This is a genomic window from Streptomyces sp. NPDC005494, assembly GCF_042872025.1.
Lineage (GTDB): Bacteria > Actinomycetota > Actinomycetes > Streptomycetales > Streptomycetaceae > Streptomyces.
Window position 1 is genome coordinate 33,179 of the sequence record NZ_JBIAJR010000001.1, and the last position, 26,923, is coordinate 60,101.

Below are 26,923 nucleotides of genomic sequence, written 5' to 3' on the forward strand. Positions count from 1 at the left end.
CGTGGGGAACCTCGCTGGTCTCAGATTCTGATACGCCTCTCACGGTACGCCCCGGGGGCGGCGCCGGTGGAATCCGCGCTTCCGTCGAGCGCCCCCCGCGTGAGCAGGTACTGCGCGGCGATGTAGGTCAGCATGATCCAGAAGTCGTGCGCGGGCAGCTGGGGCCATTCCGCGATGCCTGTGGCGATGAGGGCGTCGGAGAACAGGAAGAGGGCGCCGCCCGCAGCGGCTCCCCGGCCGAGGACGCCCGCCCGCCACGCCATCGCCGTGAGCAGCAGGCTGTACGCGGTCAGGGGGACGCGCAGCCCGCCCGGCAGCCCCGGCCACAGGAGCACGACGAAGCTCACGAGGACGACCGCGTACACGAGGCCGGTGACCGGGCGCACGGGGGCGCGGCCGAAGAGCAGGAGGTAGCAGACGTGGCCGGCGGCGAAGAAGCCCATACCGGCGAGGAACGCGGGCTCCGCGTCGGGCATCAGCAGCACGTCCCCCGCCCAGCCGCACAGCAACGCGGCGATCAGTGTCCAGGGGCCGCCGCGCGCCACGGCGTAGGCGGCGAGCAGGAGCATCAGCAGCGGCTTGGTGGCCACGTGCACGGCGTCCGGCCCGGCGAGGAGCCCCGCCAGATGGACGGCGGAGACGGCCAGGAAGGCGACGAGCAGCGGGCGCACGAGCCGGGGCGCACCGGAGCGCGGCGTCATCCGCTGGTCTCGGCTGCGTGCGACGGCGCGGCGACGGCCGGTGCCGTCCCGGAGGCGCCCCCGGCGTGCGGCTGCACGACGGCCGGTGCCGTCCCGGCGGCGTGCGGCTGTACGACGGGCGGAGCCGTCCCGGCGGTGGGTGAGGGCTGCCAGCCCGGCCCCCGGAAGACGCGGCCCGCCCGCTCGCTCCAGGTGGCCGCCGCCCGTACGTCGCGGGCGATGGCCACGTACTCGTGGGTGGCGACGCGGAGAGGGTTGTAGGTGGTGATGTTCTTGGTGAGCCCGAAGACGGGCCGCTCGGTCTCACCCGCGAACGAGCCGAAGAGCCGGTCCCAGAGGATGAGGATCCCGCCGAAGTTCCGGTCCAGGTAGCCGCCCTGGGAGGCGTGGTGCACCCGGTGGTGGGAGGGCGTGTTGAGGACGTACTCGAAGGGCCTGGGCAGCTTGTCGATCCGCTCGGTGTGCACCCAGAACTGGTAGACGAGGTTCGCCGACGAGCAGAAGGCGAGCGCGGCCGGGTGCACGCCCAGCGCGATGAGCGGCAGGTAGAAGGGCCAGGAGGTGAGCGAGGTCCAGGGCTGGCGCAGCGCGGTGGTGAGGTTGAACTTCCGGCTGGAGTGGTGGACGACGTGGCAGGCCCAGAGGATCCGGATGACGTGGTGGCCCCGGTGCGACCAGTAGTAGAAGAAGTCCTGGGCCAGGAGCATGAGCAGGATCGTCCACCACAGGACGGGGACGCGCAGCGGGGTCAGTTCGTGCACCGCCGCGTAGATCGCCACGACGGGTATCTTCCACAGCAGGTCGAAGGCCAGGCTGCCGAGGCCCATGGTGACGCTGGTGGCGGCGTCCTTGGCGTCGTACCCGGCGGCCTCCTCGTCCGGGTGAAGCCGGTGGACGGCCATCTCGACGACGGTGAGCAGGACGAAGGCCGGGATCGACCACAGCACGACGTCGGGCAGGTTCGGCTCCATGCGTGCACCGTAGGGCCGCCGGAGGTGCCGGGCATAGATGTTGTTACCGACAAGTATGTGAGACACGCTGTCATGAGTGTTTGGCAGTTTCCGCCAACGGGCGCGTCGGCCGGGGCCCGGCACGTGTGACGCCGGGGTGAAGGGCCGCCCCCGCGGGCCGGAGCGGTCCGTCCGTCCTCACACCCCCGCCGCCCCGAGCAGCACCCCCGCCCCGTAGGTCACCCCCATGGCGACGGCTCCCCCGGCCATGTTCCGCAGGACCGCGCGCCCGGCCGGTGCCTCGCCGAGCCGGGCACTCCACCAGCCGGTGAGGGCCAGGGCCGCGAGGACCGAGACCACCGTGACGGGGAGCCGGATCGAGGTGGGCGGCAGCACGATCGCGAGGAGGGGCAGCAGCGCGCCGACGGTGAAGGCCAGGAAGCTCGCTCCCGCGGCGTGCCACGGGTTGGTGAGCTCGTCCGGGTCGATGCCCAGCTCGACCTCCGCGTGGGCGCGCAGCGCGTCGCGCCGCGTCAGCTGGACGGCGGCCTCCCGGGCGAGCCCGCTGCTCAGCCCCTTCTGCTCCAGCAGCCCGGTCAGTTCGGCGAGCTCGGCCTCCGGGGCATCCTCCAGCTCCCGGGTCTCGGTCGCCAGGGCGGCCCTCTCGGAGTCGCGCTGGGTGGACACCGAGACGTACTCGCCCGCCGCCATCGACATGGATCCCGCGAGCAGCCCGGCCAGGCCCGCCGTCAGCAGGGTGGAACGTGCACCGGTGGCCCCGGCCACGCCGACGACCAGGCCCGCCGTGGAGACCACTCCGTCGTTCGCCCCGAGCACCGCCGCCCGCAGCCAGTTGAGCCGGGTGCCGAGCCCGGCCCCGTGGGGTTCGTCGTGTGCCTGCGCCTGTCTCTCCGTCATGCCGGGAGCGTCTCACCGCCCGCTCCCCGACGGCACCCACGACCCGCGTTTTCCGGGTACCGGCCAACTGCTCGTCCGGGCCACCGGGTTCAGGGACACAACCGCCCGGATAGGTCACTGTCGGTCCCGGCCCGTATTCTCTGTGACCATGCTCGACGACCGTCAGACCGCAGCGCCGTGGCCGGCCGCGTATCCCCAGGGGTACGCGGTCGTCGACGTGGAGACCACCGGACTCGCCCGCGACGACCGGATAGTGTCCGCCGCCGTCTACCGGCTGGACGCCCAGGGTGACGTCGAGGATCACTGGTACACGCTGGTGAATCCGGAGCGCGACCCCGGCCCCGTCTGGATCCACGGGCTGACCAGCGACGTCCTGGAGGGCGCGCCGCTCTTCCCGGAGGTCGCGGCGGAGTTGTCGCAGCGGCTGGCCGGTCGGGTGCTGGTCGCCCACAACGCCGCGTTCGACTGGTCGATGATCGCCCGGGAGTACGCACGCGCGGCGGTCACCGCGCCCGTCGAGCAGCGGCTGTGCACCATCGCGCTGTCCAAGGAGCTCCGGCTCCCCCTGCCCAACCACAAGCTGGAGTCGCTGGCCGCGCACTTCGGTGTGGTGCAGCAGCGCGCGCACCACGCGCTCGACGACGCCAGGGTGCTGGCCGAGGCGTTCCGTCCGAGCCTGCACGCGGCGGCCCGGGGTGGTGTGCGCCTGCCGCTGCTGGAGTGCCGTCCCCTGACGGAGTGGTACGACTCCCCGGTCACCCCTCGCGCCGGCTACCGGCCCTCGCCGTCGCAGAGCTGGCGTCCCTCGCGCAAGCGTCCGGCGTGCCCGTATCCGAACCCGGGACGCTACGAATCGGACAAACCCCTCATGCAGGGCATGCGGGTGGCGTTCTCCGGGGACACCTCCGTCGACCGGGAGCTCCTGGAGGACCGGGCCGTGGAGGCCGGCCTGCATGTGGCGACCAGCGTGTCGCGGCTGACGAGCCTGCTGGTGACCAACGATCCGGACTCGGTGACCTCCAAGACGGTGAAGGCGAAGTCCTTCGGCACGCCGATCCTGGAGGAGAGCGCCTTCACCCATCTGCTGAGGGATGTGGCCCCCGCGAAGTCGGTCGTCGTACCGAGGCCGTCACCGTCATCGGAGTGAACCGGGGGCGACTCGCCCGGCATCCGCTCGCCCGCCGCCCTCATGCGTCCCACCCTGTGGCGCATGGCACGTTGCGAGGTTTGCGGAAACGACTACGGGATGTCCTTCGAGGTGCACGCGCAGGGCGCGGTGCACGTGTTCGACTGCTTCTCCTGCGCCATCCACCGCATGGCGCCCATCTGTGAGCACTGCCGGGTCCAGGTCATCGGCCAGGGCGTCGAGGTCGACGGCCACTGGTACTGCGGCGGCCACTGCGCCCGCGCCGAGGGGAGGGCGGGCATCGTGGACAAAGTGTGACGGTCCGCTCCCTCCGCACGGGGCACCCTCCGTGCCGCACCCCATGACGCCGGTTGTACGGTCATGGGGTGTACCGCTTCCTGATGACCCGGCAGTGGGTGATTCTCACCCTCCTCGTCCTGGCCATGATTCCCACGATGGTCGAGCTGGGTTTCTGGCAGCTCCACCGGCATGAACACCGGGTCGAGCAGAACGCGCTCATCACACGGAACCTCGAGGCGGAGCCCGTCCCGGTGGCCCGGGTGACCTCGCCCGGCCACACGGTCCCGCGCTCCGACTACTGGAAGGCGGTGACGGCGACCGGGACCTTCGACACCGAGCACGAGGTCGTCGTACGGCGCCGCACCTCGCGGGACGAACGCATCGGCGTACTGGTGCTGACCCCGCTGGACCTCAAGGGCGGCGGCACCGTCCTGGTCAACCGCGGCTGGGTCCCCGCCGCGACGGACCAGCAGGCCTACCCCGAGGTTCCTCCGCCGCCCGGCGGCGAGGTCACCGTCGCGGGCCGGCTCAAGGCGGACGAGACGACGAGCGCCAGCGGCATCAAGGACCTTCAGGGCCTGCCGGACCGTCAGGTGATGCTGATCAACAGCGCCCAGCAGTCGCACCTGCTCGGCCGTCCCGTCCTGGGCGGTTACCTGGAGCTGACGAGCCCCGAACCGGCCGGCGGCAGTCCCGAGACGATCGCCGCCCCCGACGACGGCTCCATCGGCCCGCACATGGCGTACGCCGTCCAGTGGTGGCTCTTCGCCGCGGGTGTCCCTGTCGGCTGGGTGATTCTCGTACGCCGCGAGAAGCACGACCGGGCCCAGGCCGCCGCCGACGGCGAGACGGCACAGGAGCCGGAGCCGGCCACCGCCTAGACAGGCGTCGCGACGCCTGTTCCCACCCGTTTCGCTGCTTAGCGGAGCCCAGGTTCGGGAAGACGCCAGAGCGTGACCCCACGCATCGAGGACTACGCCCTCATCGGCGATCTCCAGACGGCCGCCCTGGTCGGCAGGAACGGTTCTGTCGACTGGTTGTGCCTGCCCCGCTTCGACTCGGGCGCCTGCTTCGCGGCCCTGCTCGGTGACGAGGACAACGGCCACTGGCGCATCGCCCCCCAGGGCACGCACAGCACGGAGACCTGCACCCGGCGCGGTTACGTGGACGACTCCCTGGTCCTGGAGACCTACTGGGAGACCAGGACCGGGACGGTCAAGGTCGTCGACTTCATGCCGCAGCGTGACAAGGCTCCCGACGTCATGCGGATCGTGCAGGGCGTCAGCGGCAGCGTCGACATGAGCTCCGTCCTGCGGCTCCGCTTCGACTTCGGCTCCGTGGTCCCGTGGATGCGCCGTTCGCACGGACACCGGGTGGCGGTGGCCGGCCCCGACTCCGTCTGGCTGCGCAGCGAACCGCCGGTCAAGACCTGGGGCCAGCAGTTCAGCACCTGCTCCTCCTTCACGGTCTCCGAGGGCGATTCCGTGGCCTTCGTCCTGACCTGGCACCCCTCGCACTCCCCCCGGCCGAAGCTGATCGATCCGCACAAAGCGCTGAAGCACACCCTCACCGACTGGGCGAAGTGGTCGGCCCGCTGCACCTACCACGGCCCGCACAGAGAGGCGGTGCTGCGCTCCCTGATCACCTTGAAGGCGCTCACCTACGCCCCCACCGGCGGAATCGTCGCCGCGCTCACGACCTCGCTCCCGGAGGAGATCGGAGGCGTACGGAACTGGGACTACCGCTACTGCTGGCTGCGGGACTCCACGCTCACCCTGGGAGCCATGATCTCGGCCGGATACCTGGAGGAGGCGGCGGCATGGCGGGACTGGCTCCTGCGCGCCGTGGCCGGTGACCCCGCGGACCTCCAGATCATGTACGGCCTCGCTGGCGAGCGCAGACTCCCGGAGACGGAGCTGCCCTGGCTCAGGGGGTACGAGAACTCCCTGCCGGTCCGTACGGGCAACGCGGCGGTGCGGCAACGGCAGCTCGACGTCTACGGCGAGGTCATCGACTCGCTCAGGGTGGCCCGCACCGCCGGGCTCGACGACAAGCCGCACGCCTGGAACCTGCAGCTCAGCCTGCTCGGCTTCCTGGAGTCCACCTGGCGCGAGCCGGACGAGGGCCTGTGGGAGGTCCGCGGTCAGCGCCGCCATTTCGTGCACTCCAAGGTCATGGCCTGGGTCGCGGCCGACCGCGCGGTACGCACCCTGGAGGAGAACCCCGAGCTCCCGGGCGACGCCGACCGCTGGCGGGCCATGCGGGACGCCGTGCACGCGGAGGTCTGCGACAAGGGCTACGACCCCGTGCGCAACACCTTCACCCAGTACTACGGCTCCCAGGACCTGGACGCCTCGACCCTGCTGATCGTGCGCACCGGCTTCCTGCCGCCCGACGACCCCCGGGTGATCGGAACGGTCGACGCGGTGCGCGACGAGCTCGCCCACGACGGCCTGATCCGCCGCTACAGCACCGAGGGCGCGTCGGTGGACGGTCTGCCCGGCGACGAGGGCGCCTTCCTCGCGTGCTCGTTCTGGCTGGTCGACGCCCTGCTGCGGACGGAGCGCAGGGAGGAGGCCGAGGAGCTGTTCGGCCGGCTGCTGGAGCTGCGCAACGACGTAGGGCTGCTGGCCGAGGAGTACGACCCGGGGGCCGCGCGCCAGCTCGGCAACTACCCGCAGGCGTTCAGCCACGTCGGCCTGGTGAACAGCGCGGTCGACCTCGCCGGTGAGGACTTGGCAGGATAGGCCCATGGATCTTGGACTGAAGGACCGTGTGTACATCGTCACCGGCGCGACCCGCGGGCTCGGAAACGCCACCGCGCGCGCTCTGGCCGCCGACGGGGCGAAGGTGATCATCTCCGGCCGTGACGAGAAGAGCGCCGTCGAGGCCGCCGCCGAGCTGGGTGCCGACGCGATCGGCATCGGCGCGGACAACGCCGACCCGCTGGCCGCCCGGCGTCTTGTGGACGCGGCGAAGGAACGCTTCGGCAGGCTGGACGGCATCCTCATCAGCGTCGGCGGGCCCGCGCCGGGCTTCCTGGCCGACAACACGGACGATCAGTGGCAGTCGGCGTTCGAGTCGGTCTTCCTCGGCGCCGTCCGGCTGGCCCGTACGGCGGCCGAGGCACTCGGCGAGGGCGGGGTCATCGGCTTCGTCCTGTCCGGATCGGTGCACGAGCCGATCGCCGGTCTGACCATCTCCAACGGCCTGCGCCCCGGCCTCGCCGGCTTCGCCAAGTCGCTCGCCGACGAGCTGGGCCCGCGCGGCATCCGGGTCGTGGGAGTGCTGCCGTCGCGGATCGACACGGACCGGGTGCGCGAGCTCGACGCCCTGTCCGGCGACGCGGAGGCGTCCCGCACCGCCAACGAGGCACGCATCCCGCTGCGCCGCTACGGCACCCCGGAGGAGTTCGGGAAGACCTCGGCCTTCCTGCTCTCCCCGGCCGCCTCCTACCTGACGGGCATCATGGTGCCCGTCGACGGTGGCGCGCGGCACGGCTTCTGAGACCGGGCGCTGCGGGCGGTCGACGGGGCCGCCCGCCGCGCGGTCCCCGAGACCACCGCCTCGCCCTCGCCGGTGGCGCGCGGCACGGTTTCCGAGACCGGGCTGCGGGCCGTCGGCGGCGGCCGCCCTCAGCGCGGTTCCGAGACCGCCTCGCGGGCGGTCCGGCGTCAGGTCACCCGCTCCGCGCGGTGCTTGACCGCCTTCAGACGGACCTCGGCGGGCAGCTCGTCCAGCCCGGCCGAGGTCCGCGCGTGGGTCAGCGCCCCCTCGGAGAGGCCTCGCAGCGCCAGCCCGGGAGACGCGTGCGGCTCCATCTGCATGCGGACCCTGGCCCGCGGGGCGGTACGCCGACCGGTGAGCGTGGCCTTCGCGTCGGCGACGCCGTCCAACCGGGCCGCCTCGACGCCGAGTACGCCCTCCAGCGCCCTGCCGCGCAGCAGCGCTCCCTCTCCGTCGCCGCTGTCCACCAGCACCTCGGCTAGGCGCCTGCGGCGCAGCTGGGCCAGGAACCACCACAGCGCCAGGACCACCAGGACGGCCAGGACGGCGATGACGGTGGGCCACCACCAGCCCTCGTCCCGCCACCTGGTCCGGTCGGACCTGCTGAGCAGCACGTCGTCCGTGCCGCCCCAGGGCCACCAGGAGGGCAGGGACAGGCCGAGGCCCGACACGAGGACGGCGCCGCCGACGGCGAGCAGGACCAGCCCTGCCAGGCCGAGCAGGACCCGGTTGACGGTTCCGATCACGGGGTCATCCCTTCCTCGCCGGCCGGTGGACGCGCACGGAGAGGCCTGGCGGCCGCGCCAGGCCCAGATCACTGATCGCCGTGGACACGACGGTTTCCAGGTCGGCCTTGACGTCGTCGAGTTCACGGAAGTGCGAGGCGGCCCGCACGCTCGCCTTGTGGCGCTTCATCTTGACCCGTACGGCCTGTACCCCGGCCACCTCCACGGCCCGGTCACGCAGCACGAGTGCCGCGGCGTTCCGGTCGAGACCAGCCCGGACCTCCGGGTGTTCGCGGCGCATGGGCAGCAGCTTGCGCAGTCCTGGGGTGAGGGCCAGGACGAGCAGCCAGAGCCCGAGAGCAGCCGCGAGGGCGGATCCCGCGAGCACCCACACGTCGTCGAGGTGACGGCTCGCCAGGTCGTCGGCGACCGTGCGCCGCCACTGCATGGCCGGGTGGTCGGCGCGGACCGCCGCGATGTCGTAGAGCAGGAGTCCGCTGCCACCGAGGACGATCAGGGCGACCAGCGCGGCAGGGACTCTGCGCCCGGACCAGAAGCGGCCCGCACGGCCGCCCGTCCGCTGCGCCGCGCCAGCGGCCTCGTAGGTCGAGCCCGACCGGGACCGGTCCCTCTCGATTACGCCACCGGAGGGTGCCGGCTCCACCGTGGGCAGGCGGCGCGTGCTGTTCTCCGGGTCCTGGGACTCGCTCATCGGATGCTCCCCCCCGGTGTGGTGCCCGTTCCCTGTGCGTGCAGCCGTTCGACCTGCACCGCCACTTCGGGCGCCTCCATCCCCGCCAGTGATCTCACCCGCTCGGCGATGCGACGACGCACCGCACCGCACTGACGGCCGATGTCACAGGGGTAGGCCAGGTCGAGGCTGACCCGCACGCGCGCCGTGTCGCGGTGCACGGTGACGGTGGCGCGCGGGGAGGCGGCGCCCTTGGGCCGCTCGTCCACGGCCTCCATCGCCGCCTGCGCGGCGATCTTCGCTACGACCCGGTCGGCGATCCGGGTCTGCCCGCGCTCGGCGGCGTCGACCCGGCCTGTCACCGCCGTCACCGTCGCCGGTCGCCGCGATCGCGGCGCCTGAAGAAGTCGCCGGGTTCGAGGTCGCCGTCCAGGAGGCGGCCGGCGATGAAGCCGACCGCGCCCAGTGCGGCCACCAGCAGAAAGGCCCCGAAGCCGCCGAAGTAACCGGCGAAACCGAGCGCCATGCCGGCCACCAGGCCGACCACAGCCATGCTCATCTTGTGCTCCTCAACTGCCGCGCGTGGGGGGGGCTACTGAACGCGTGACTCGGATTCGTCCTCGTCGTCCTCCTCGTCGGGCAGCTTCACGTCGCTCACGGCGATGTTGACCTCGACCACTTCCAGACCGGTCATCCGCTCGACCGCCGCGATGACGTTCTCGCGTACGTCGGCGGCCACCTCGCTGATCGACACCCCGTAGACGACGACGATCTCCAGGTCGAGGGCGGTCTGCGATTCACCGACCTCCGCCTTGACACCGCGGGACACGGACCTGCCGCCGCCGGGGACACGGTCGCGCATCGCTCCGAAGGTCCTGGAGAGGCCGCCGCCCATCACATGGACACCGGCCACGTCACGTGCGGCCATTCCGGCGATCTTCTCGACCACGCCGTCGGCGATGGTGGTGCGCCCCCGGGTCCCGGGAGCGCCGCCTCCGCGCTTGCTGAACTGGCTCTGCCTGCCCTCGTCCCCGCCGGACGCACTGCCGGGGTTCTCGGGCCGGTTCCGCTGTGGGGTCTCGGTCATCGCCGCTCTTCCCTTCGGGGCGGTTGGAACTTCCGTTGCCCACAGTAAGTGCGCTTGCCCGGTCCCGCGCCACGGATGGGGCAGGGTGGAGCAATGACAACGGCTGACGGCCCGTACCGGGCCGATGGATGGACCTCCGCGGTACGCCTGCGGCTCGGACTGGGCAGACTGCTGCCTCTGGGTGGTCCCGGGGACGGTTCCTGGATCGCGGAAAAGGCGGCGGAAGCGGTGTTGCGCGGCGCCGCCTCCGGTTCGGGCGCGGTGCTGGGGACGCTGAGGATCGGCCCCGCCGACGAGGCCTGCGAGGCGCCGGAGCCGGTGGTGCCCGCGCCTCCCAGCGCGCTCCCGCCCGGCCCTCTGCGCATCGAGGCCGGCTTCGCCGCCACGGCCCGGCGGCCACTGACCGTAACCGCGGACGCGTTGCGGGCGGCTCTGCTGGCGGCGGCGGCACAGCGGCTCGGCCTGGTCGTCGACGAGGTGGACCTGCGGGTGACGGAGCTGCTGGAGGAGGAACCCGTCGCGGGCGGGGAGCCGCCGTCCGAGGTCCGTGCGGCGGAACCGGAAGGGGCCGCGGGGGTGGCGGCGGCCGGCGTCCCCGGCGTGGTCGCGCTGACCCGCGTGCTGGGTGGCGCCGTTCAGCACACGGACGGCCACGTCCGGGTGGAGCTCGCGACCGCCGGGGACCACCGGGCACTCGACGTGGCCCAGGCCGTGCGCGGGGCGGTGACCGGGGCGGTCGAAGGCCGCCCGGGCGTCGCCGTGCTGGTCACGGCTGTCGTGGACCGGGAATGACAGCGGCGGGGTGACGGCCGCGGCCCACCGCCTGCCCCGAGCCGCGCGGCGAGGGGCAGGGCGTGCCCGGCCCCGGCCGCGCGGCTCGGGGACACAGGCTCGGCCGTCCGGTCGGGTCCGTCCGTCAGGTCCGCCCCGTCCGTTCAGTCCGCCCCGTCCGCCCCGTCCGTCAGGTCCGTCAGATCCGTCAGGTCCGTCCGGTTCGAGATGCCCGCGAGTCAGTCCGAGATGCCCGCGAGGTCGCGCAGACGGCGGCCCTGGGCGGCACGCTCGGCGGTGCGCTGCTCCTCGTACGTACGCGAGACCGCGCCGCTCAGCAGTGCCTTGGTCTCGACGACCGCGTCACGGGGTGCGGCGAGCAGGGCGGCGGCGAGGTCGCGTGCGGCGGCGTCGAGCTGGTCCGCGGGCACCACCAGGTTCGCCAGGCCGGTGCGCTCGGCCTCCTCGGCGTGCACGGAGCGGCCGGTGGCGCAGATCTCGAGTGCGCGGGCGTATCCCACGAGGTTGACCAGGGGGTGGGTGCCCGTGAGGTCGGGGACGAGACCGAGGCTGGTCTCACGCATGGCGAACTGCACGTCCTCGGCGACGATCCGCAGATCGCAGGCGAGGGCGAGCTGGAAGCCGGCACCGATCGCGTGTCCCTGGACGACCGCGACGGAGACGATGTCGTTGCGGCGCCACCAGGTGAACGCCTCCTGGTACTCGGCGATGGTCGCGTCGAGTTCGGCCTCCGGGCCGCGCGCCATGTCGAGGAAGGACGGCTCGCCGTCGAAGCCCTCGGGGGTGAACGCCTGCCGGTCGAGGCCGGCGGAGAAGGACTTGCCCTCACCGCGCAGCACGACGACCCGCACGCTCCCCGGGAGTGCCCTTCCGGCCTCTGCCAACGCCCGCCACAGAGCGGGAGACTGAGCGTTGCGCTTGGCCGGGTTGGTGAGCGTCACCGTGGCAACCGCGTCTTCGACGGTGAGCCGTACGCCGTCCTTGTCGAGCACAGAGTCGAGCGAGGTCATGGAGCGCCTCCGGATCGGGTGCAGTCAGCACTTACTGGCAAGTAACTGAACAGTAACCACCCGGACGATCTGCCGATCGGCCGGGTGGTCACCCCGTTCCGGTGAGTCTCCAGGGCGGGGCGTGCGCCCGTCCCTGACCGCTGCCCGCCGTCAGGCCCCAGCGGCCTTCTTGCCGCGAGTCGCTCCGCCGCGTCCCCGCAGCGTGACTCCGGACTCGCTGAGCATCCGGTGGACGAATCCGTAGGAGCGGCCGGTTTCCTCGGCCAGCGCCCGGATGCTCGCACCGGAGTCATACTTCTTCTTCAGGTCTGCCGCGAGCTTGTCACGCGCGGCGCCGGTAACCCGGCTGCCCTTCTTCAGAGTCTCGGCCACCCGTGCCTCCTCAAGGAAGTGCGCTCTGGACTCTCATGATCACCCCTCCTGGGCTTCCTGGCCACCCATTCGGCAAGGTCCGTACGAGAGGATTCCGCACCCCGAGACGGTCCGACACAAGCGGAATCCAGGGCTCCCAAGGGTCCCGGAGGCCTTCCGGAACGGGCAGCGAGAAAAACAGCCAGGTCAGGGCCGTAAGGCGTGAGTACGCCCGAAATGGGTGCGCCCGGCAGCTATCTGCCGGGCGCCGCGCCGGGGTACGAGACCCCCTCACCCAGATGATGGATCACCGATGGGCCGAATGATCCATACGCGTTGGATCACCGGGCACCGCACCCGCCCGGGAGGTCCCCGAAGGGCTCAGGCGAGGGCGACCAGGTCCCGGTAGTCCGCACCCCAGAGGTCCTCGACCCCGTCGGGGAGCAGGATGATCCGCTCCGGCTGGAGCGCCTCGACCGCACCCTCGTCGTGGGTGACGAGGACGACCGCGCCCTTGTACGTGCGCAGGGCCCCGAGGATCTCCTCGCGGCTGGCGGGGTCGAGGTTGTTCGTCGGCTCGTCGAGCAGCAGCACGTTGGCGGACGAGACGACCAGGGTGGCCAGGGCGAGCCGGGTCTTCTCGCCACCGGAGAGCACTCCGGCGGGCTTGTCGACGTCGTCACCCGAGAAGAGGAACGAACCGAGCGTCTTGCGGACCTCGACGAGATCGAGGTCGGGCGCCGCGGTGCGCATGTTCTCCAGGACGGTGCGCTCCGGGTCGAGGGTCTCGTGCTCCTGCGCGTAGTAGCCGAGCTTGAGTCCGTGCCCCTCGATGACCTGGCCGGTGTCGGGCTTCTCGGCGCCGCCCAGGAGCCGCAGCAGCGTCGTCTTGCCGGCGCCGTTGAGGCCGAGGATGACGACGCGGGAGCCCTTGTCGATGGCCAGGTCCACGTCGGTGAAGATCTCGAGCGAGCCGTAGGACTTGGAGAGTCCCTCGGCCATCAGCGGGGTCTTGCCGCAGGGAGAGGGTTCCGGGAAGCGCAGCTTGGCCACCTTGTCGGAGACCCGGACGGCCTCCAGACCGGAGAGGAGGCGCTCGGCGCGCTTGGCCATGTTCTGGGCGGCGACGGTCTTGGTCGCCTTGGCGCGCATCTTGTCGGCCTGGGAGTTGAGGGCCGCCGCCTTCTTCTCGGCGTTCTGGCGCTCGCGCTTGCGGCGCTTCTCGTCGGCCTCGCGCTGCTGCTGGTAGAGCTTCCAGCCCATGTTGTAGATGTCGATCTGCGCGCGGTTGGCGTCGAGGTAGAACACCTTGTTGACCACGGTCTCCACGAGCTCGACGTCGTGGGAGATCACGATGAAGCCGCCGCGGTAGGACTTGAGGTAGTCGCGCAGCCAGACGATCGAGTCCGCGTCGAGGTGGTTGGTCGGCTCGTCGAGGAGCAGGGTGTCGGCGTCCGAGAAGAGGATGCGGGCCAGCTCGACACGGCGGCGCTGACCACCGGAGAGCGTGTGCAGCGGCTGACCGAGCACCCGGTCCGGCAGGCTGAGCGCGGCGGCGATGGTGGAGGCCTCGGCCTCGGCGGCGTACCCGCCCTTGGTGAGGAACTCGGTCTCCAGGCGCTCGTACTTCTTCATCGCCTTCTCGCGGGTGGCGCCCTTGCCGTTCGCCATCCGCTCCTCGTTCTCCCGCATCCTGCGCAGGATCTCGTCGAGCCCGCGGGCCGAGAGGATGCGGTCGCGCGCGAGCACTTCGAGGTCACCGGTGCGCGGGTCCTGCGGGAGGTAGCCGACCTCGCCGCTGCTCGTGATGGTGCCGCCGGCCGGGTTTCCCTCGCCCGCCAGGCACTTGGTGAGGGTGGTCTTGCCCGCGCCGTTGCGGCCGACCAGGCCGATGCGGTCGCCCTTGGCGATACGGAAGGAGGCGGACTCGATGAGGATGCGGGCGCCGGCACGCAGCTCGATGCCGGAGGCGGTGATCACGGAAATACTCCAGGGCGGTATGGACGGCGGAGGGACAGCGGACTCACGACTCGACGCCGTCTAATGCACAAGGAGAATTGCCATGGCACTCAGTCTACTGGCGGTGTCCACCTGCTTCTCCGCGTGCTCCCCGCAGCCGTCGCGACGCGTCCCTGCCCCGGCATCCCGTACCGGACCAGCCGATACCGCTTCCGCACGGACGACGCGGCCGCCGCGGCGCCTTCGGCTGACGGCTCCGGCAGCCGGTGGAAGACTGAGACGCAGATCACATCGCATCGGCGCGAGGAGAGTGAGCGCGATGGCACGCACGGACGGTGTCCCCACGGTGTATCCGGCGCTTCTGTACGACGACGCGAAGGCCGCGATCCGGGTGCTGACCGAGGCCCTGGGTTTCACGGAGGAAGCGGTTCACGAGGGGGACGACGGGAGCGTGATGCACGCCGAGCTGGCCTGCGGGAACGGCAGGGTGATGCTCGGGTCGAAGGGGGGCGAGGGCGTCTTCGCCAAGGCGATGGCGGGTGCCGGGCCCGCGGCGGTCTACGTCGTCGTGGACGAGGTGGACGAGCACCACGCCCGGGCCGTGGAGCACGGCGTGGAGATCCTGATGCCGCCCACCGATCAGGACTACGGCTCGCGGGACTACATGGCGCGGGACGCGGAGGGCAACGTCTGGAGCTTCGGGACCTACGCCCCGGGGTCCTCGGGCTGAGTCCCCCGGGGCCGCGCCGGGCTCCCGCCGGTCACGCCCCGCCGGTGTGCACCTGGAAGGCGGCGCGGCGTACGGCCTTGGCGAGGGCGGGGTCCGGATGGGCGGCGGCCAGGGCGACGAGCACCTGGACCGTGCGCGGGTGGCCGACGGCCCGCACCTCGTCCAGGAGCGCGGGCACCGTGCCCTGGACCGCGGAGTCGAGGTGCCTGACCAGCAGTCCGGTCTCGCCGTGGTCGGCGACGGCCGCGGCGGTGTCGACCCAGAGCCAGGTGGCCTCCTCCCGGCTCAGCACGTCCTGGGCGTCGTCCGGGTCGGTGCCCTCGTACTCGGCGAGCCAGAGCAGCGCGTACGGCCGCAGGGGCGCCTCGGAGACGACGGAGCGGACGACGGGCTCGGCGGGGGCGCCGACGACGCGCAGCGCCTCGAAGGCGAGACCGCGCAGCAGGGCGTCCTCGCCCCGTGCGACGGCGAGCAGTTCGGCGACCGCGCTGCCGACGGGGCGGGCGGCGAGCCAGGCCCGGTACTCCGCGCGGGCCGGGCCGGGGGTGAGCCGTGCGCAGCCGAGCAGCATGTCGGCCGCGGACTGCTCGATGTTGCCGGCCGGGCTCTGGGCCGCGACGCAGATCTGCTCCAGCTTGACCCAGACCGCCCAGTTGCCCAGCGGGGTCAGGGTGGCGTGCCCGGCGCCGAGCGTGAGGGCGCCGACGGAGGCGAGGCCTTCGAGCGCCCAGTCGAGCAGCAGCGCGTTGAGGTCGGCGGGCTGCCCGTCGGCGTCCGCCGGGGTGGACTGCTCCTGCGGCCCGTACGGCACCTCGCACCGCTCCTCGTGGAGTTCCGCGACCCGCTGGCCCAGCAGGTCCAGGAGCGCGGGCACGGTGACGGGGCCGGCCGAGAGCTGGAGGAGCGAGAGGACCTGGGGAACCGCCTCGACGGCCTCGGCCACCGCGGTGGCCTCGATGCCCTCGGGCGAGGCGTGGACGAGCGACCAGGCGTCGAAGAGCGCCACCCAGCCGCGGAGCACGGCGGAGTCGTCCCGGTCCCAGGCCCGGAGCCGCCAGCCGGGGCGGGCGGTGTCGCCGTGGAGTTCGATGAGCCCGGCCAGCCTGGCCCGGTCCCAGCCGGCCAGCACCTGGGCCGGGGAGAGGTCCAGCGCGGAGGCGGCCCGTCGCAGGGCCTGCGCGGCGAGCGGGGCGGACCCGGGGCTCCTGCCGTCAGCCGCCCAGTGCGCGATCCGCACCGCGTCGGCCAGTACGGCCCTGGCCTGGCGTGCCAGTTCCGCCGGGGGCGGGGTGCCCTCCGGTGGGCGGGGGGCCGGCCTGGTGCGCCGGGTCGACACGGCCTTGCGGGCGGTCGCCTGGGGTCGTGGGCGGACAAGTCGCAGCCTGGAGTCGCGCGGGGTACGGGACGTCACGAGGAGCAGTCTTGCCTCTGACGGGCCGAAAGCCCAAACGGAAGCTGTGTCACCGGGCTTGGAAGGGCCTCGGGGCAGGGTCACCAACCGGGCGGTTCCGGACCATCAGCTCACATCAGGGGCGTGAGGAAGCGCCGGAGGGCCTCTTCGTAGCCGGCCGGATCGGCATTCCACATCGCCGCATGCGGAGCCTGGGGCACGGAGTGCAGGGTCACCAGGTCGGGCCGGCGAGCGGCGAGTTCCCGGGACGGCCCCCAGGGGGCCAGGGTGTCGTCGGGGCCGTGGACGACAAGGGTGGGGGCGTGCAGGGCCGTCGGCACCGCGGTGTCCAGGAGCCGGGCCCCGTGCAGGCCGGTCTGGCCCTGGGCCGCGCGGACCGCGAGGGGCAGCAGGGCGGAGGGGACTCCCCTGGCCGAGGCGAGGGCGCGCAGGGTGGTCCGCCAGTCCAGGACCGGGGAGTCGAGGACGAGACCCCGGATGCGGTCGCGGAGCGCGGAGTTGACGGCCGCGTGCAGGGCCATCGACGCGCCGGAGGACCAGCCGTGGATGATGACGTTCTCGGCGCCGTACCGCACGGCGTAGCGGATCGCGGCGTCGAGGTCGCGCCATTCGGACTCGCCGAGGTGGGTGAGGCCGTCCGGGGAGCGCGGGGCGCCCGGGTCACCGCGGTAGGCCAGGTCGAGCACGGGGAGCTGCTGGCGGTTCAGGAAGCCGAGCACGTTCAGCGGGTGCTCCCTGGTGGTGCCGAGGCCGTGCACGGTGATCACCCACGTGTCGCGGGCACCGGGCACGAACCAGGCGGGCAGCGCGCCGAGCTCCCCCGGGATCTCGACCTCCTTGTGGGCGAGGCCGAGGGCGGCCAGCGGGTCGCCGCGGTGCACCTCGGGGGTGAGGCGGACCTTGGAGCCCCGTTTCAGGCTGCCGAGGGTCACGCGCTCCAGCCGGCGCACGACCGTGTCGGCGGAGGCCGTGGCGGCACCGGGCAGCTGTTCGACCACCGGGCCGACGACCGCGTGGACGCCGCGGCCCACGAGTCCGTACGTGCCGGGGCGCAGCGCGGAGAAGGAGCGGGTCAGGGTGATCTGCCCGGCAGCGGTGGCGTGCACGGTGAGGCGGCGGTCGGCCGGGAAGGGGCGTGGCGAGTGCGCCCCGAGGGCGGCGTCGCTGGCGTAGCGGCCGGCGGCGACCGTAGCCGCGCCGACGCCGAGGATCGATGTGGCGGCCACTGCCGCCGCTGTTGCCGGGCGCACGGCTCCAGTGTCACGGGCGGGGGCGCCGACGGCCAGTGGGCGGCGGCCGTTCGGTACGGCGGCGGGCTCAGCCGGGCTGGCCGTATCCCTCCAGCGCCTCCTGCACCTCGCCCAGCTGGTCCGGGGTGAGGAGGGACGGGCTGTGGCCGGGCACGGAGCTCGCGGTGAGCCAGACCCTGCACATCCATTCGAGCTGGGCGGTGCGGTCGTAGGCCTCGTCGAGGGTGTCCCCGTAGGTGACGGTGCCGTGGTTCCGCAGAAGGCATCCGGTGCGGTCGCGCAGGGCGGCGAGCATGTTGTCGGCGAGCTCCTGCGTGCCGTAGCGCGCGTAGGGGGCGGTGCGGACGGGGCCGCCGAGCAGGGCGGCGGCGTAGTGGACGAGCGGGACCTCGGGGACGAGGGTGGAGACGGCCGTGGCGTGGACGGCGTGGGTGTGGACGACGGCGCGGGCCCGGGTGCCCCGGTAGACGGCCAGGTGGAGCGGGAGTTCGCTGGTGGGGACGAGGTCGCCCAGGACGCGGCGGCCTTCCAGGTCGACGCCGACCGCGTCGCCGGGGCCGAGCTTGTCGTAGGGCACCCCGCTGGGGGTCACCAGGACGAGGTCACCGGCCCTGGCGGACACATTGCCCGAGGTGCCGACGACCAGGCCCTCCTCCCGCGTCCGGCGGGCCGTCGCGACGACCCCTTCCCACACCCGTGCGATCGCGTCCTGATGTCCGTCGCTCATGCGGAGATCCTAGGACGCGGACGATCAGGTGACCGAGGTCTCCCGGGAGGGCAGGACCTCGCAGGCCATGGCGTCGCGGGCACCCCCACGGGCCGGGCGCCGCAACGGTGCCGGGCCGCCCCGCCGCTCAGGAAGCACACAAGCGGAACCCGCATACGCGGTTGGGGTCACCGTGCAGCCCCGCCCAGTTCACCTTCCGTTCATCCAGGTTGCTTACGTTCCACGAGCCAATGACGTCGAACGATTGCCTGGGTAAATGGAACACATCACGCTGCTGCTCGCGATTGTGGTCGTGACAGCTCTCGTGTTCGATTTCACGAACGGTTTCCACGACACCGCCAACGCGATGGCGACCACCATCTCGACCGGCGCCCTCAAGCCGAAGACCGCGGTGGCCATGTCCGCCGTTCTCAACCTCGTCGGCGCCTTCCTCTCGGTGGAGGTGGCCAAGACGATCTCCGGCGGAATCGTCGACGAGAAGGGCCTCAGAACCGAGGTCATCTTCGCCGCACTCGTCGGCGCGATCCTGTGGAACCTGCTGACCTGGCTGGTCGGCCTGCCCTCCAGCTCCTCCCACGCACTCTTCGGCGGCCTCATCGGCGCCGCGGTCATGTCCGCCGGCTGGTCCTCGATCGACGGCGGCACGGTCGTCACGAAGATCCTGCTGCCCGCGATCGCCGCGCCCCTGGTGGCCGGTCTCGCCGCGCTGCTGGCCACGAGGCTGACGTACCGCCTCAACCGGAAGATGACCGACGAGGCGCAGCTCAAGTCGACGGCCAAGGGGTACCGCGCCGGCCAGATCGCCTCGGCCGGTCTCGTCTCGCTCGCCCACGGCACCAACGACGCGCAGAAGACGATGGGCATCATCACCCTGGCCCTGGTCACCGGCGGCGTCCTCGCCCCCGGTTCGAACCCGCCGGTCTGGGTCATCGCCTCCGCCGGTATCGCCATCGCGCTGGGCACCTACCTCGGCGGATGGCGCATCATCCGCACCATGGGCAGCGGCCTCACCGACCTGCGTCCGCCGCAGGGCTTCGCGGCCCAGACCAGCGCGGCCACGGTCATCCTGGCCTCCTCGCACCTCGGCTTCTCCCTCTCGACCACCCAGTCCTGCTCCGGTGCCGTCATGGGCGCGGGCCTCGGACGCAAGGGGGGCGTGGTCCGCTGGTCCACCGCCACCCGGATGTTCGTCGCCTGGGGTCTGACGCTCCCGGCCGCCGGCCTGGTCGGAGCGGGCGCGGAGTTCCTGACCAAGCAGGGCTCCTGGGGCGTCGCGGTGGTCGCCGTGCTGCTCGTCGCGGGCTCCGGCGCCATCTGGCTGCTGTCGCGCCGCAAGCCGGTCGACCACACCAACGTCAACGCGACCGAGGGTGAGCCCGCGGGCGTCGTCACGACCGCCATCGCGGCCGTCAGCCCGCCGCCCGCCGGCGTGAGCGTCCCGGACCTCAAGACGACCATCCACGCCCCGACGGCCGAGACCCCGGCCGACCGGCCGGCCACGGTGTAAGGACAGATCCACATGAACATCGACTGGGCAGCTCTCGCCTCCGTCTTCGGCGTCAGCCTCGTGGTCACCGTCGCACTGGTCGGCCTCTTCACCCTCGGCATCACGGGACTCGCGAAGCAGGCGTCCACGACGCAGGCCGGCGGGGCCGGTGTCCTGGCGCGCACCGGCGCGTACGCCTGCTTCGCGCTGTGCGTGGCGGCGGTCGCGTACGGCATCTACCTGATCGTCGCCTGACTCTGGGCGCACCCTGCCGGGCCGGACACACCCCGTGTGTGTCCGGCCCGGTGTGCGTCTCAGCACACTGAAGCCCCGCAGGTCAACGGCAGGTTGACGGGCCTTCGTGGGGCGTGGTGGACTGCCGGAGCCATTGAGGCCGACCGGCATGTGTCAGCCGGCCTTACGGCGACAGGAGAGGAAGCCGGTGCGAATCCGGCGCGGTCCCGCCACTGTCACCGGGGAGCAGCCTCCATACGGAAGTCACGGTCCGCCGACGCGGACTGGAAGGCCGGAGGAACTGCGGATCCGGGAGCCAGGAGACTCTCGTCGCCGGTCACGTCGAACCAGGGCGCGGACCCTGAGTGAGGACATACGCCATGTCTGGCTGCCCTGCGTCGGTCACCGCACCGCCACCCGCCCCGGAGCCCCTTCGAGGCGCGACGGCCGGCTGAGTCGTGCGAGCCGACCGCATCTTCGTGTACGGCGCCGCCGCCGGACTGATCGGCGACCTGCTGCTCGGTGATCCGCGGCGGGGCCACCCCGTCGCCGCCTTCGGGCGTGCCGCGGCGGGCGTCGAAAGCCGGCTGTGGCGCGACCACCGCGGCTGGGGCGCGCTGCACACCCTCGTGTGCGCCGGAGGCGCCACCGGTGCCGCGGCACTGGCCGCCCGCGCCGTACGGAACCGCCCTGCCGCAGCCGTGGTGCTGACCGCCGCCGCCACCTGGTCCGTCGTCGGTGGCACGTCGCTGGGCCGCGAGGCCCGCGCCGTCGGCGGGGCGCTTGCCGCAGGGGACGTCGAGGCGGCCCGGGAGCGGCTGCCGCACCTGTGCGGACGCGACCCGCAGGCCCTGGACGCGCAGCAGATGGCCCGCGCGGTGGTGGAGTCCGTCGCCGAGAACACCTCGGACGCCGTCGTGGGCGCGCTGGTGTGGGGGGCGCTCGGCGGTGTACCCGGGCTGGTCGCCTTCCGCGCCGTCAACACCCTGGACGCCATGGTGGGGCACAAGTCGCCTCGCCACCGGCGCTACGGCTGGGCCTCGGCGCGGCTCGACGACCTCGCCGGCTGGCCCGGCGCCCGGCTGACCGCGGCGCTCGCCGTGGCCTCCGGGGGGCGCCCGCGCGAGGCCGTCCGGGCCTGGCGGGCCGACGCGGACCGGCACCCGAGCCCCAACGCGGGCCCGGTGGAGGCCGCCTTCGCGGGAGCGCTGGGCGTGCGGCTCGGCGGGACCCTGTCGTACGGCGGGCGGGTCGAGCACCGGCCCGTGCTCAACGGGGAGGCCGGCCGCGAGGTGCGGGTCACGGACATCGAACGCGCGGTGCGGCTCTCGCGCCGGGTGAGTGTGCTGGCCCTCGCCGTGTGCGCGGCGGGGCGGCTGGCCATGGGGCGGAGGGGCAGATGAGCGGCGGGCTGCTGGTGGCCGGCACCACTTCGGACGCGGGCAAGAGTGTCGTCACGGCCGGGATCTGCCGTTGGCTGGTGCGCCAGGGGGTGAAGGTCGCGCCGTTCAAGGCGCAGAACATGTCGCTGAACTCGTTCGTCACCCGCGAGGGCGCGGAGATCGGCCGGGCCCAGGCCATGCAGGCGCAGGCGGCCCGGGTGGAGCCGTCGGCGCTGATGAACCCGGTGCTGCTCAAGCCCGGCGGTGACCGCTCCAGTCAGGTCGTCCTGATGGGGAAGCCGGTCGGTGAGATGAGTGCGCGCGGCTACCACGGCGGACGCCAGGAGGCGCTGCTCGGGACGGTCGTGGACTGCCTGGAGCAGCTGCGGGGCACGTATGACGCCGTGATCTGCGAGGGGGCGGGCAGTCCCGCCGAGATCAATCTGCGGCGTACGGACATCGTGAACATGGGCATCGCGCGGGCCGCGCGCTTTCCCGTGCTGGTGGTCGGCGACATCGACCGGGGTGGCGTGTTCGCCTCGTTCTTCGGCACGACGGCGCTGCTGAGCCCCGAGGACCAGTCGCTGATCGCCGGGTACCTCGTCAACAAGTTCCGCGGGGACGTCTCGCTGCTGGAGCCGGGTCTCGACATGCTGCTCGGGCTCACGGGGCGGCGGACGTACGGGGTGCTCCCGTACGCCCACGGGCTGGGCATCGACGAGGAGGACGGGCTGCGCGTCTCGATGCGCGGCACCGTGCGCGAGTCTGTCGTGGCTCCCCCGCACGGCGAGGACGTGCTGCGGGTCGCGGTGTGCGCCGTGCCGCTGATGTCGAACTTCACCGATGTGGACGCGCTGGCCGCCGAGCCCGGTGTGGTGGTGCGGTTCGTGGACCGGGCGGAGGAGCTGGCGGACGCCGACCTCGTGATCGTGCCCGGGACACGGGGCACCGTGAAGGCGCTGGCCTGGCTGCGGGAGCGGGGCCTCGCGGACGCCCTGGTGCGGCGGGCGGCCGAGGGACGGCCGGTGCTGGGCATCTGCGGCGGGTTCCAGGTGCTCGGCGACCGGATCGAGGACGACGTGGAGTCGCGGGCCGGACTGGTCGAGGGGCTGGGACTGCTGCCCGTACGCGTCCGCTTCGGCCGGGAGAAGGTCCTGGAGCGGCCTGCCGGTTCGGCGCTCGGGGAGCCGGTGGAGGGCTACGAGATTCATCACGGGGTCGCCGAAGTGCTCGGCGGTGAGCCGTTCCTGGACGGGTGCCGGGTGGGCTCGGTGTGGGGGACGCACTGGCACGGGTCCCTGGAGAGCGACGGGTTCCGGCGGGCGTTCCTGGCCGAGGTCGCGCGGGCCTCGGGCCGGCGGTTCACCGCGGCGCCGGACACGAGCTTCGCGGCGTTGCGGGAGGAACAGCTGGACCGGCTGGGGGACCTGATCGAGGAGCACGCGGACACGGACGCGCTGTGGCGGCTCATCGAGCGGGGCGCGCCCGCGGGACTGCCGTTCCTCGCTCCGGGCGCGCCACCCGTGCCGGAGCCACGCGCCGGCCGGGCACCGGGCGGGTCCGAACATGCAGGTGTCGTTGCGACAGAGGAGGCCTTGTGAGTACCCCGTATCCCTTCACCGCCCTGGTGGGCCAGGACGATCTGCGGCTCGGGCTCCTGCTCAACGCCGTCAGCCCGGCTGTCGGCGGGGTGCTCGTGCGGGGTGAGAAGGGCACCGCCAAGTCCACCGCCGTGCGGGCGCTGGCCGCGCTCATGCCGGAGGTCGCGGTGGTGGCGGGCTGCCGGTTCTCGTGCGACCCCGCCGCGCCCGACCCGGCGTGTCCCGACGGGCCGCACGAGGCTGCGCCGGGCGTGTCGCGTCCGGCGAGGACCGTGGAGCTGCCCGTCGGCGCGTCGGAGGACCGGCTCGTCGGCGCGCTGGACATCGAACGGGCGCTGTCGGAGGGCGTCAAGGCCTTCGAGCCGGGGCTCCTCGCCGACGCGCACCGCGGGATCCTGTACGTGGACGAGGTCAATCTGCTCCACGACCACCTGGTGGACCTGCTGCTCGACGCAGCGGCCATGGGCGCCTCGTACGTCGAGCGCGAAGGGGTCTCCGTACGGCACGCTTCGCGCTTCCTGCTGGTCGGGACGATGAACCCCGAGGAGGGCGAGCTCCGGCCGCAGTTGCTGGACCGCTTCGGGCTGACCGTCGAGGTCGCCGCCTCGCGCGACACGGACCAGCGCGTCGAGGTCGTGCGCCGGCGGCTGGCGTACGACGACGACCCGGCGGCGTTCGCCGCACGGTGGGCGGACGAGGAGGCCGCGTTGCGTGAGCGGATCGCCGCCGCGCGCGCCCTGCTGCCCCGGGTGGTGCTCGGCGACGGCGTGTTGCGGCAGATCGCCGCCACGTGCGCGGCGTTCGAGGTGGACGGGATGCGCGCCGACATCGTCATGGCGCGTACCGCGACCGCCCTGGCCGCGTGGGCGGGGCGCGACGAGGTCGTCGCCGACGATGTGCGGCAGGCCGCGCTGCTCGCACTCCCCCACCGGCGCCGCCGCAATCCGTTCGACGCTCCCGGGCTCGACGAGGACAAGCTGGACGACGCGCTGAAGGACGCGGAGGGCGAGGGCGACGACGACCCGGGGCCCGGGGGCCCCGGCGACGGAGCGCCTCCGCAGGGGGGCGGAGACGTGCCTCCCCAGGGAGGCGGCCCCGAGGGCGGCGGCCCGCAGGACCGCGGTCCGGGCGCTCCGGAGCGGACGGGGGCGGGGAGCGGTGACGCGCCCGCGCCGTCGCCGGGTGCCGGAGCGGGCGAGCGGCAGGCGGTGCGCTCCGGCGAGCCGTTCCGTACCAAGGTGCTCAGCGTGCCGGGTCTGGGCGAGGGGGCGGCCGGGCGGCGGTCCCGGGCGCGTACGGAGCACGGCCGGACCACGGGGTCGCGGCGGCCCGAGGGCGCGCTGACGAAGCTGCACCTGACGGCGACCGTGCAGGCGGCGGCGCCGCATCAGCGGGCCCGGGGGCGCTCGGGCCGTGGGCTCGTCGTACGGCGGGACGATCTGCGTCAGGCGACGAGGGAGGGGCGCGAGGGCAACCTCGTGCTGTTCGTCGTGGACGCTTCCGGGTCGATGGCGGCCCGGCAGCGGATGAGCGCGGTGAAGGGCGCCGTGATGTCGCTGCTGCTGGACGCCTACCAGCGCAGGGACAAGGTCGGTCTGGTCACCTTCCGGGGCAGGGACGCGGAGGTGGCGCTGCCGCCGACCTCCTCGGTCGACGCGGCGGCGGCCCGGCTGGAGTCGCTGCCGACCGGCGGGCGGACCCCGCTGGCGGCCGGTCTGCTGAAGGCGCACGACGTACTGCGGGTGGAACGGCTGCGCGACCCCTCGCGCCGGGCGCTGCTCGTGGTGGTCACCGACGGCCGGGCCACGGGCGGCGTCGACCCGGTGGCGCTGGCGGCGCGGGCCGGGCGGCTGCACGCCTCCGAGGGCACCGCGTCGGTCGTCGTGGACTGCGAGTCGGGGGTCGTACGCCTCGGTCTCGCCGCACAGCTCGCCCGGGATCTGGGAGGCAGCGCGGTCACGCTCGACGAGCTGCGCGCCGACTCGATCGCCGGACTGGTCAAGGACTTCACTGCTGCCGGGAGGGCCGCTTGATGCCACAGGGACAGCCGGTATCGGTACCGGACGACGGACTGACGACGCGACAGCGGCGCAACCGCCCGCTGCTGTTCGTGCACACGGGCATCGGCAAGGGCAAGTCGACGGCCGCCTTCGGGCTGGCGCTGCGGGCCTGGAACCAGGGATGGCCGATCGGGGTGTTCCAGTTCGTGAAGTCGGCGAAGTGGAAGGTCGGCGAGGAGAACGCCCTGAAGGTGCTGGGGGCGAGCGGCGAGGGCGGCAGCGTCGCCTGGCACAAGATGGGCGAGGGGTGGTCGTGGGTCCAGCGGGGCCTTCACGGTGACAACGCCGACAACGAGGAGAAGGCCCGGGAGGGCTGGGAGCAGGTCAAGCGTGACCTGGCCGCCGAGACGTACAAGCTGTACGTGCTCGACGAGTTCGCCTATCCGATGCACTGGGGCTGGATCGACACCGACGAGGTCGTCGAGGTCATGCGGGACCGGCCGGGGACCCAGCACGTCGTGATCACGGGGCGCAACGCCCCGCAGAAGCTGATCGAGGTCGCCGACCTGGTGACCGACATGTCGAAGGTCAAGCACCCGATGGACGCCGGGCAGAAGGGCCAGAGAGGCATCGAGTGGTGAGTGTTCCCCGTCTGGTCGTCGCGGCGCCGTCGTCGGGCAGCGGCAAGACCACCGTCGCCACGGGCCTGATGGCGGCCTTCGCGGGACGCGGTCTCGCGGTGTCCCCGCACAAGGTGGGACCCGACTACATCGACCCGGGCTACCACGCGCTGGCCACCGGCAGGCCGGGGCGCAACCTCGACGCGTACATGTGCGGGCCCGATCTGATCGCTCCGCTGTTCGCGCACGGCTCGGACGGCTGCGATCTGGCGGTCGTCGAAGGCGTGATGGGGCTGTACGACGGGGCATCGGGGCAGGGCGAGCTCGCCTCGACCGCCCAGGTCTCCAAACTGCTCAGGGCGCCGGTCGTGCTGGTGGTCGACGCGTCCTCGCAGTCGCGTTCCGTCGCGGCCCTCGTGCACGGCTTCGCCTCCTGGGACCCGGAGGTGCGGATCGGCGGGGTGATCCTGAACAAGGTGGCGTCCGACCGTCACGAGGCCCTGCTGCGGGAGGCGCTGGACGAGTCGGGGCTGCCCGTGCTCGGGGTGCTGCGGCGCGCACCGCAGGTGGCGACGCCCTCGCGCCATCTGGGGCTGGTCCCGGTGGCCGAGCGGCAGGCCGAGGCGCTCGACGCCGTAAGGGCGATGGGCGAGCGGGTGCGGGAGGGCTGCGATCTGGACGCCCTGCTCGCGCTGGCCCGTACGGCACCCGCCCTGCCCGGCGAGGCGTGGGAACCGGAGTGCCGGCCCGACGGCGGGTCCCGGCCGGTGGTGGCCGTGGCGGGCGGCGCGGCGTTCACCTTCGCGTACGCGGAACACGCCGAGCTGCTGACGGCGGCCGGCGCGGAGGTGGCCGTCTTCGATCCGCTGCACGACGAGAAGCTCCCCCCGGGCACGGCGGGGCTGGTCATCGGCGGCGGCTTCCCCGAGATGTACGCGCCCGAGCTGTCGGCGAACGAGCCGCTGCGCCGGGCGGTGACCGAACTGGCCCTGTCCGGTGCTCCGGTGGCGGCGGAGTGTGCGGGGCTGCTGTATCTGGCCCGCGAGCTGGACGGGCGGCCGATGTGCGGGGTGCTGGACGCCTCGGCCCGGATGTCCGAGCGGCTGACGCTGGGGTACCGGCAGGCGGTGGCGGTGACCGACAGCGTGCTGGCGGTGGCGGGGACGCGGCTGCGCGGGCACGAGTTCCACCGCACGGTGCTGGAACCGGGCGCCGGCCCGACGCCCGCCTGGGGCCTGCACCAGCCGGAGCGGCGGGTGGAGGGCTTCGTCCAGCGGGGTGTGCACGCGAGCTATCTGCACACGCACTGGGCGGCGTCTCCCGAGGTGGCCCGGCGCTTCGTGGAGCAGTGCCGGGGGTGAGGCC

At 73.0% G+C, this 26,923-nt stretch carries 28 protein-coding genes and 1 riboswitch; of the genes, 14 read left to right on the forward strand and 14 right to left on the reverse strand.

Features of this window, described 5'->3' with window-relative positions:
- Nucleotides 1-20: 20 nt before the first annotated feature.
- The 3 genes from ACFYQ6_RS00175 to ACFYQ6_RS00185 all read right to left on the reverse strand — a co-directional run bounded on the left by ACFYQ6_RS00175 (nt 21) and on the right by ACFYQ6_RS00185 (nt 2,569).
- Entirely contained in the window at nt 21-701 is a 681-nt protein-coding gene (locus tag ACFYQ6_RS00175; protein WP_388759401.1) for a lysoplasmalogenase, read from the reverse strand.
- Nucleotides 698-1,672 (reverse strand): sterol desaturase family protein, encoded by a 975-nt coding sequence (locus tag ACFYQ6_RS00180; protein ID WP_361580394.1) that lies wholly within the window; start codon nt 1,670-1,672, stop codon nt 698-700. Before ACFYQ6_RS00180 ends, ACFYQ6_RS00175 begins: the two co-directional genes overlap by 4 nt.
- Before the next feature lie 177 nt (nt 1,673-1,849).
- Nucleotides 1,850-2,569 carry a VIT family protein gene (locus ACFYQ6_RS00185; protein WP_388759404.1) on the reverse strand — a complete coding sequence of 240 codons (720 nt, stop codon included), beginning with the start codon at nt 2,567-2,569 and terminating at the stop codon, nt 1,850-1,852.
- A 142-nt stretch (nt 2,570-2,711) separates the two neighbouring features.
- On the opposite strand from ACFYQ6_RS00185, the gene ACFYQ6_RS00190 reads away from it, so the two are divergent.
- The 5 genes from ACFYQ6_RS00190 (at nt 2,712) to ACFYQ6_RS00210 (ending at nt 7,502) form a co-directional block, all read left to right on the forward strand.
- Nucleotides 2,712-3,716: a DEDDh family exonuclease gene (locus ACFYQ6_RS00190; protein ID WP_361580391.1), complete on the forward strand. Its 1,005-nt coding sequence runs from the start codon at nt 2,712-2,714 to the stop codon at nt 3,714-3,716.
- 63 nt (nt 3,717-3,779) lie between these two features.
- On the forward strand, nt 3,780-4,013 hold the full coding sequence (locus ACFYQ6_RS00195; protein ID WP_073747930.1) for a hypothetical protein: 234 nt from the start codon (nt 3,780-3,782) through the stop codon (nt 4,011-4,013).
- 68 nt (nt 4,014-4,081) lie between these two features.
- Nucleotides 4,082-4,876, forward strand: a complete 795-nt coding sequence (locus ACFYQ6_RS00200) for an SURF1 family protein (RefSeq protein WP_388759407.1) — start codon at nt 4,082-4,084, stop codon at nt 4,874-4,876.
- A gap of 72 nt (nt 4,877-4,948) precedes the next feature.
- Entirely contained in the window at nt 4,949-6,742 is a 1,794-nt protein-coding gene (locus ACFYQ6_RS00205; protein WP_388759410.1) for a glycoside hydrolase family 15 protein, read from the forward strand.
- A gap of 4 nt (nt 6,743-6,746) precedes the next feature.
- The gene (locus ACFYQ6_RS00210) at nt 6,747-7,502 is read left to right on the forward strand and encodes an SDR family oxidoreductase (protein ID WP_361580385.1); all 756 of its coding nucleotides are present in this window, start codon (nt 6,747-6,749) and stop codon (nt 7,500-7,502) included.
- Between the two features lie 167 nt (nt 7,503-7,669).
- Here the strand turns inward: ACFYQ6_RS00210 and amaP are convergent, their stop codons facing one another.
- Genes amaP through ACFYQ6_RS00235 form a run of 5 tightly spaced genes read right to left on the reverse strand, consistent with a single transcriptional unit; the run spans nt 7,670 to nt 10,005 of the window.
- Entirely contained in the window at nt 7,670-8,248 is a 579-nt protein-coding gene (gene amaP / locus ACFYQ6_RS00215; RefSeq protein WP_361580383.1) for an alkaline shock response membrane anchor protein AmaP, read from the reverse strand.
- Between the two features lie 4 nt (nt 8,249-8,252).
- Nucleotides 8,253-8,939, reverse strand: coding sequence for a DUF6286 domain-containing protein (locus tag ACFYQ6_RS00220; RefSeq protein ID WP_388759413.1), 687 nt, complete (start codon nt 8,937-8,939; stop codon nt 8,253-8,255).
- Nucleotides 8,936-9,289 carry a hypothetical protein gene (locus tag ACFYQ6_RS00225; RefSeq protein WP_361580381.1) on the reverse strand — a complete coding sequence of 118 codons (354 nt, stop codon included), beginning with the start codon at nt 9,287-9,289 and terminating at the stop codon, nt 8,936-8,938. Before ACFYQ6_RS00225 ends, ACFYQ6_RS00220 begins: the two co-directional genes overlap by 4 nt.
- Entirely contained in the window at nt 9,286-9,477 is a 192-nt protein-coding gene (locus ACFYQ6_RS00230) for a hypothetical protein (RefSeq protein ID WP_145802599.1), read from the reverse strand. The genes ACFYQ6_RS00225 and ACFYQ6_RS00230 overlap by 4 nt, the downstream gene beginning before the upstream one ends.
- A 33-nt stretch (nt 9,478-9,510) precedes the next feature.
- The gene (locus ACFYQ6_RS00235; protein ID WP_361580379.1) at nt 9,511-10,005 is read right to left on the reverse strand and encodes an Asp23/Gls24 family envelope stress response protein; all 495 of its coding nucleotides are present in this window, start codon (nt 10,003-10,005) and stop codon (nt 9,511-9,513) included.
- 93 nt (nt 10,006-10,098) lie between these two features.
- Here ACFYQ6_RS00235 and ACFYQ6_RS00240 point away from each other — a divergent pair, with 93 nt between their 5' ends.
- Nucleotides 10,099-10,797, forward strand: a complete 699-nt coding sequence (locus tag ACFYQ6_RS00240) for a hypothetical protein (RefSeq protein ID WP_361580378.1) — start codon at nt 10,099-10,101, stop codon at nt 10,795-10,797.
- Nucleotides 10,798-11,015: 218 nt separating this feature from the next.
- Here ACFYQ6_RS00240 and ACFYQ6_RS00245 read toward each other — a convergent pair whose 3' ends face one another.
- The 3 genes from ACFYQ6_RS00245 to ACFYQ6_RS00255 form a co-directional block, all read right to left on the reverse strand.
- Entirely contained in the window at nt 11,016-11,807 is a 792-nt protein-coding gene (locus tag ACFYQ6_RS00245; protein ID WP_361580376.1) for an enoyl-CoA hydratase/isomerase family protein, read from the reverse strand.
- Nucleotides 11,808-11,957: 150 nt separating this feature from the next.
- Nucleotides 11,958-12,179 (reverse strand): helix-turn-helix domain-containing protein, encoded by a 222-nt coding sequence (locus ACFYQ6_RS00250; RefSeq protein ID WP_361580374.1) that lies wholly within the window; start codon nt 12,177-12,179, stop codon nt 11,958-11,960.
- Nucleotides 12,180-12,539: 360 nt separating this feature from the next.
- Entirely contained in the window at nt 12,540-14,138 is a 1,599-nt protein-coding gene (locus ACFYQ6_RS00255) for an ABC-F family ATP-binding cassette domain-containing protein (protein ID WP_361580372.1), read from the reverse strand.
- 298 nt (nt 14,139-14,436) lie between these two features.
- Here ACFYQ6_RS00255 and ACFYQ6_RS00260 point away from each other — a divergent pair, with 298 nt between their 5' ends.
- The gene (locus ACFYQ6_RS00260) at nt 14,437-14,847 is read left to right on the forward strand and encodes a VOC family protein (RefSeq protein WP_361580370.1); all 411 of its coding nucleotides are present in this window, start codon (nt 14,437-14,439) and stop codon (nt 14,845-14,847) included.
- A 31-nt stretch (nt 14,848-14,878) separates the two neighbouring features.
- Here the strand turns inward: ACFYQ6_RS00260 and ACFYQ6_RS00265 are convergent, their stop codons facing one another.
- The 3 genes from ACFYQ6_RS00265 to ACFYQ6_RS00275 form a co-directional block, all read right to left on the reverse strand.
- Nucleotides 14,879-16,183: a hypothetical protein gene (locus ACFYQ6_RS00265; RefSeq protein WP_361580443.1), complete on the reverse strand. Its 1,305-nt coding sequence runs from the start codon at nt 16,181-16,183 to the stop codon at nt 14,879-14,881.
- Nucleotides 16,184-16,368: 185 nt separating this feature from the next.
- Nucleotides 16,369-17,508, reverse strand: coding sequence for an alpha/beta hydrolase (locus tag ACFYQ6_RS00270; RefSeq protein WP_388759418.1), 1,140 nt, complete (start codon nt 17,506-17,508; stop codon nt 16,369-16,371).
- Between the two features lie 67 nt (nt 17,509-17,575).
- Complete coding sequence (locus ACFYQ6_RS00275; RefSeq protein WP_388759421.1) at nt 17,576-18,235, reverse strand: class II aldolase/adducin family protein; 660 nt, start codon at nt 18,233-18,235, stop codon at nt 17,576-17,578.
- A 256-nt stretch (nt 18,236-18,491) separates the two neighbouring features.
- Between ACFYQ6_RS00275 and ACFYQ6_RS00280 the strand changes: the two genes are divergently transcribed.
- The 7 genes from ACFYQ6_RS00280 (at nt 18,492) to ACFYQ6_RS00310 (ending at nt 26,919) form a co-directional block, all read left to right on the forward strand.
- Nucleotides 18,492-19,742 (forward strand): inorganic phosphate transporter, encoded by a 1,251-nt coding sequence (locus tag ACFYQ6_RS00280; RefSeq protein ID WP_361580364.1) that lies wholly within the window; start codon nt 18,492-18,494, stop codon nt 19,740-19,742.
- Nucleotides 19,743-19,754: 12 nt separating this feature from the next.
- Complete coding sequence (locus ACFYQ6_RS00285) at nt 19,755-19,976, forward strand: hypothetical protein (RefSeq protein WP_388759424.1); 222 nt, start codon at nt 19,755-19,757, stop codon at nt 19,974-19,976.
- Between the two features lie 176 nt (nt 19,977-20,152).
- A riboswitch (cobalamin riboswitch) is annotated at nt 20,153-20,282 on the forward strand.
- Nucleotides 20,283-20,413: 131 nt separating this feature from the next.
- Nucleotides 20,414-21,358: a cobalamin biosynthesis protein gene (locus ACFYQ6_RS00290; RefSeq protein WP_388759427.1), complete on the forward strand. Its 945-nt coding sequence runs from the start codon at nt 20,414-20,416 to the stop codon at nt 21,356-21,358.
- Nucleotides 21,355-22,938: a cobyric acid synthase gene (locus ACFYQ6_RS00295; RefSeq protein ID WP_388759430.1), complete on the forward strand. Its 1,584-nt coding sequence runs from the start codon at nt 21,355-21,357 to the stop codon at nt 22,936-22,938. Before ACFYQ6_RS00290 ends, ACFYQ6_RS00295 begins: the two co-directional genes overlap by 4 nt.
- Entirely contained in the window at nt 22,935-24,971 is a 2,037-nt protein-coding gene (locus tag ACFYQ6_RS00300) for a putative cobaltochelatase (protein ID WP_388759433.1), read from the forward strand. The genes ACFYQ6_RS00295 and ACFYQ6_RS00300 overlap by 4 nt, the downstream gene beginning before the upstream one ends.
- Entirely contained in the window at nt 24,971-25,579 is a 609-nt protein-coding gene (cobO, locus tag ACFYQ6_RS00305) for a cob(I)yrinic acid a,c-diamide adenosyltransferase (protein WP_388759436.1), read from the forward strand. Before ACFYQ6_RS00300 ends, cobO begins: the two co-directional genes overlap by 1 nt.
- Nucleotides 25,573-26,919 (forward strand): cobyrinate a,c-diamide synthase, encoded by a 1,347-nt coding sequence (locus ACFYQ6_RS00310; protein ID WP_361580352.1) that lies wholly within the window; start codon nt 25,573-25,575, stop codon nt 26,917-26,919. The genes cobO and ACFYQ6_RS00310 overlap by 7 nt, the downstream gene beginning before the upstream one ends.
- Nucleotides 26,920-26,923 lie beyond the last annotated feature (4 nt).

Coding starts and splice junctions, on each gene's coding strand:
- ACFYQ6_RS00295 (WP_388759430.1), top strand. CDS start 21,355: ATGAGCGGCGGGCTGCTGGTGGCCGGCACCACTTCGGACGCGGGCAAG.
- ACFYQ6_RS00280 (WP_361580364.1), top strand. CDS start 18,492: ATGGAACACATCACGCTGCTGCTCGCGATTGTGGTCGTGACAGCTCTC.
- ACFYQ6_RS00260 (WP_361580370.1), top strand. CDS start 14,437: ATGGCACGCACGGACGGTGTCCCCACGGTGTATCCGGCGCTTCTGTAC.
- cobO (WP_388759436.1), top strand. CDS start 24,971: ATGCCACAGGGACAGCCGGTATCGGTACCGGACGACGGACTGACGACG.
- ACFYQ6_RS00185 (WP_388759404.1), bottom strand. CDS start 2,569: ATGACGGAGAGACAGGCGCAGGCACACGACGAACCCCACGGGGCCGGG.
- ACFYQ6_RS00245 (WP_361580376.1), bottom strand. CDS start 11,807: ATGACCTCGCTCGACTCTGTGCTCGACAAGGACGGCGTACGGCTCACC.
- ACFYQ6_RS00180 (WP_361580394.1), bottom strand. CDS start 1,672: ATGGAGCCGAACCTGCCCGACGTCGTGCTGTGGTCGATCCCGGCCTTC.
- ACFYQ6_RS00230 (WP_145802599.1), bottom strand. CDS start 9,477: ATGAGCATGGCTGTGGTCGGCCTGGTGGCCGGCATGGCGCTCGGTTTC.
- ACFYQ6_RS00195 (WP_073747930.1), top strand. CDS start 3,780: ATGGCACGTTGCGAGGTTTGCGGAAACGACTACGGGATGTCCTTCGAG.
- ACFYQ6_RS00220 (WP_388759413.1), bottom strand. CDS start 8,939: ATGAGCGAGTCCCAGGACCCGGAGAACAGCACGCGCCGCCTGCCCACG.
- ACFYQ6_RS00235 (WP_361580379.1), bottom strand. CDS start 10,005: ATGACCGAGACCCCACAGCGGAACCGGCCCGAGAACCCCGGCAGTGCG.
- ACFYQ6_RS00285 (WP_388759424.1), top strand. CDS start 19,755: ATGAACATCGACTGGGCAGCTCTCGCCTCCGTCTTCGGCGTCAGCCTC.
- ACFYQ6_RS00275 (WP_388759421.1), bottom strand. CDS start 18,235: ATGAGCGACGGACATCAGGACGCGATCGCACGGGTGTGGGAAGGGGTC.
- ACFYQ6_RS00210 (WP_361580385.1), top strand. CDS start 6,747: ATGGATCTTGGACTGAAGGACCGTGTGTACATCGTCACCGGCGCGACC.
- ACFYQ6_RS00240 (WP_361580378.1), top strand. CDS start 10,099: ATGACAACGGCTGACGGCCCGTACCGGGCCGATGGATGGACCTCCGCG.
- ACFYQ6_RS00175 (WP_388759401.1), bottom strand. CDS start 701: ATGACGCCGCGCTCCGGTGCGCCCCGGCTCGTGCGCCCGCTGCTCGTC.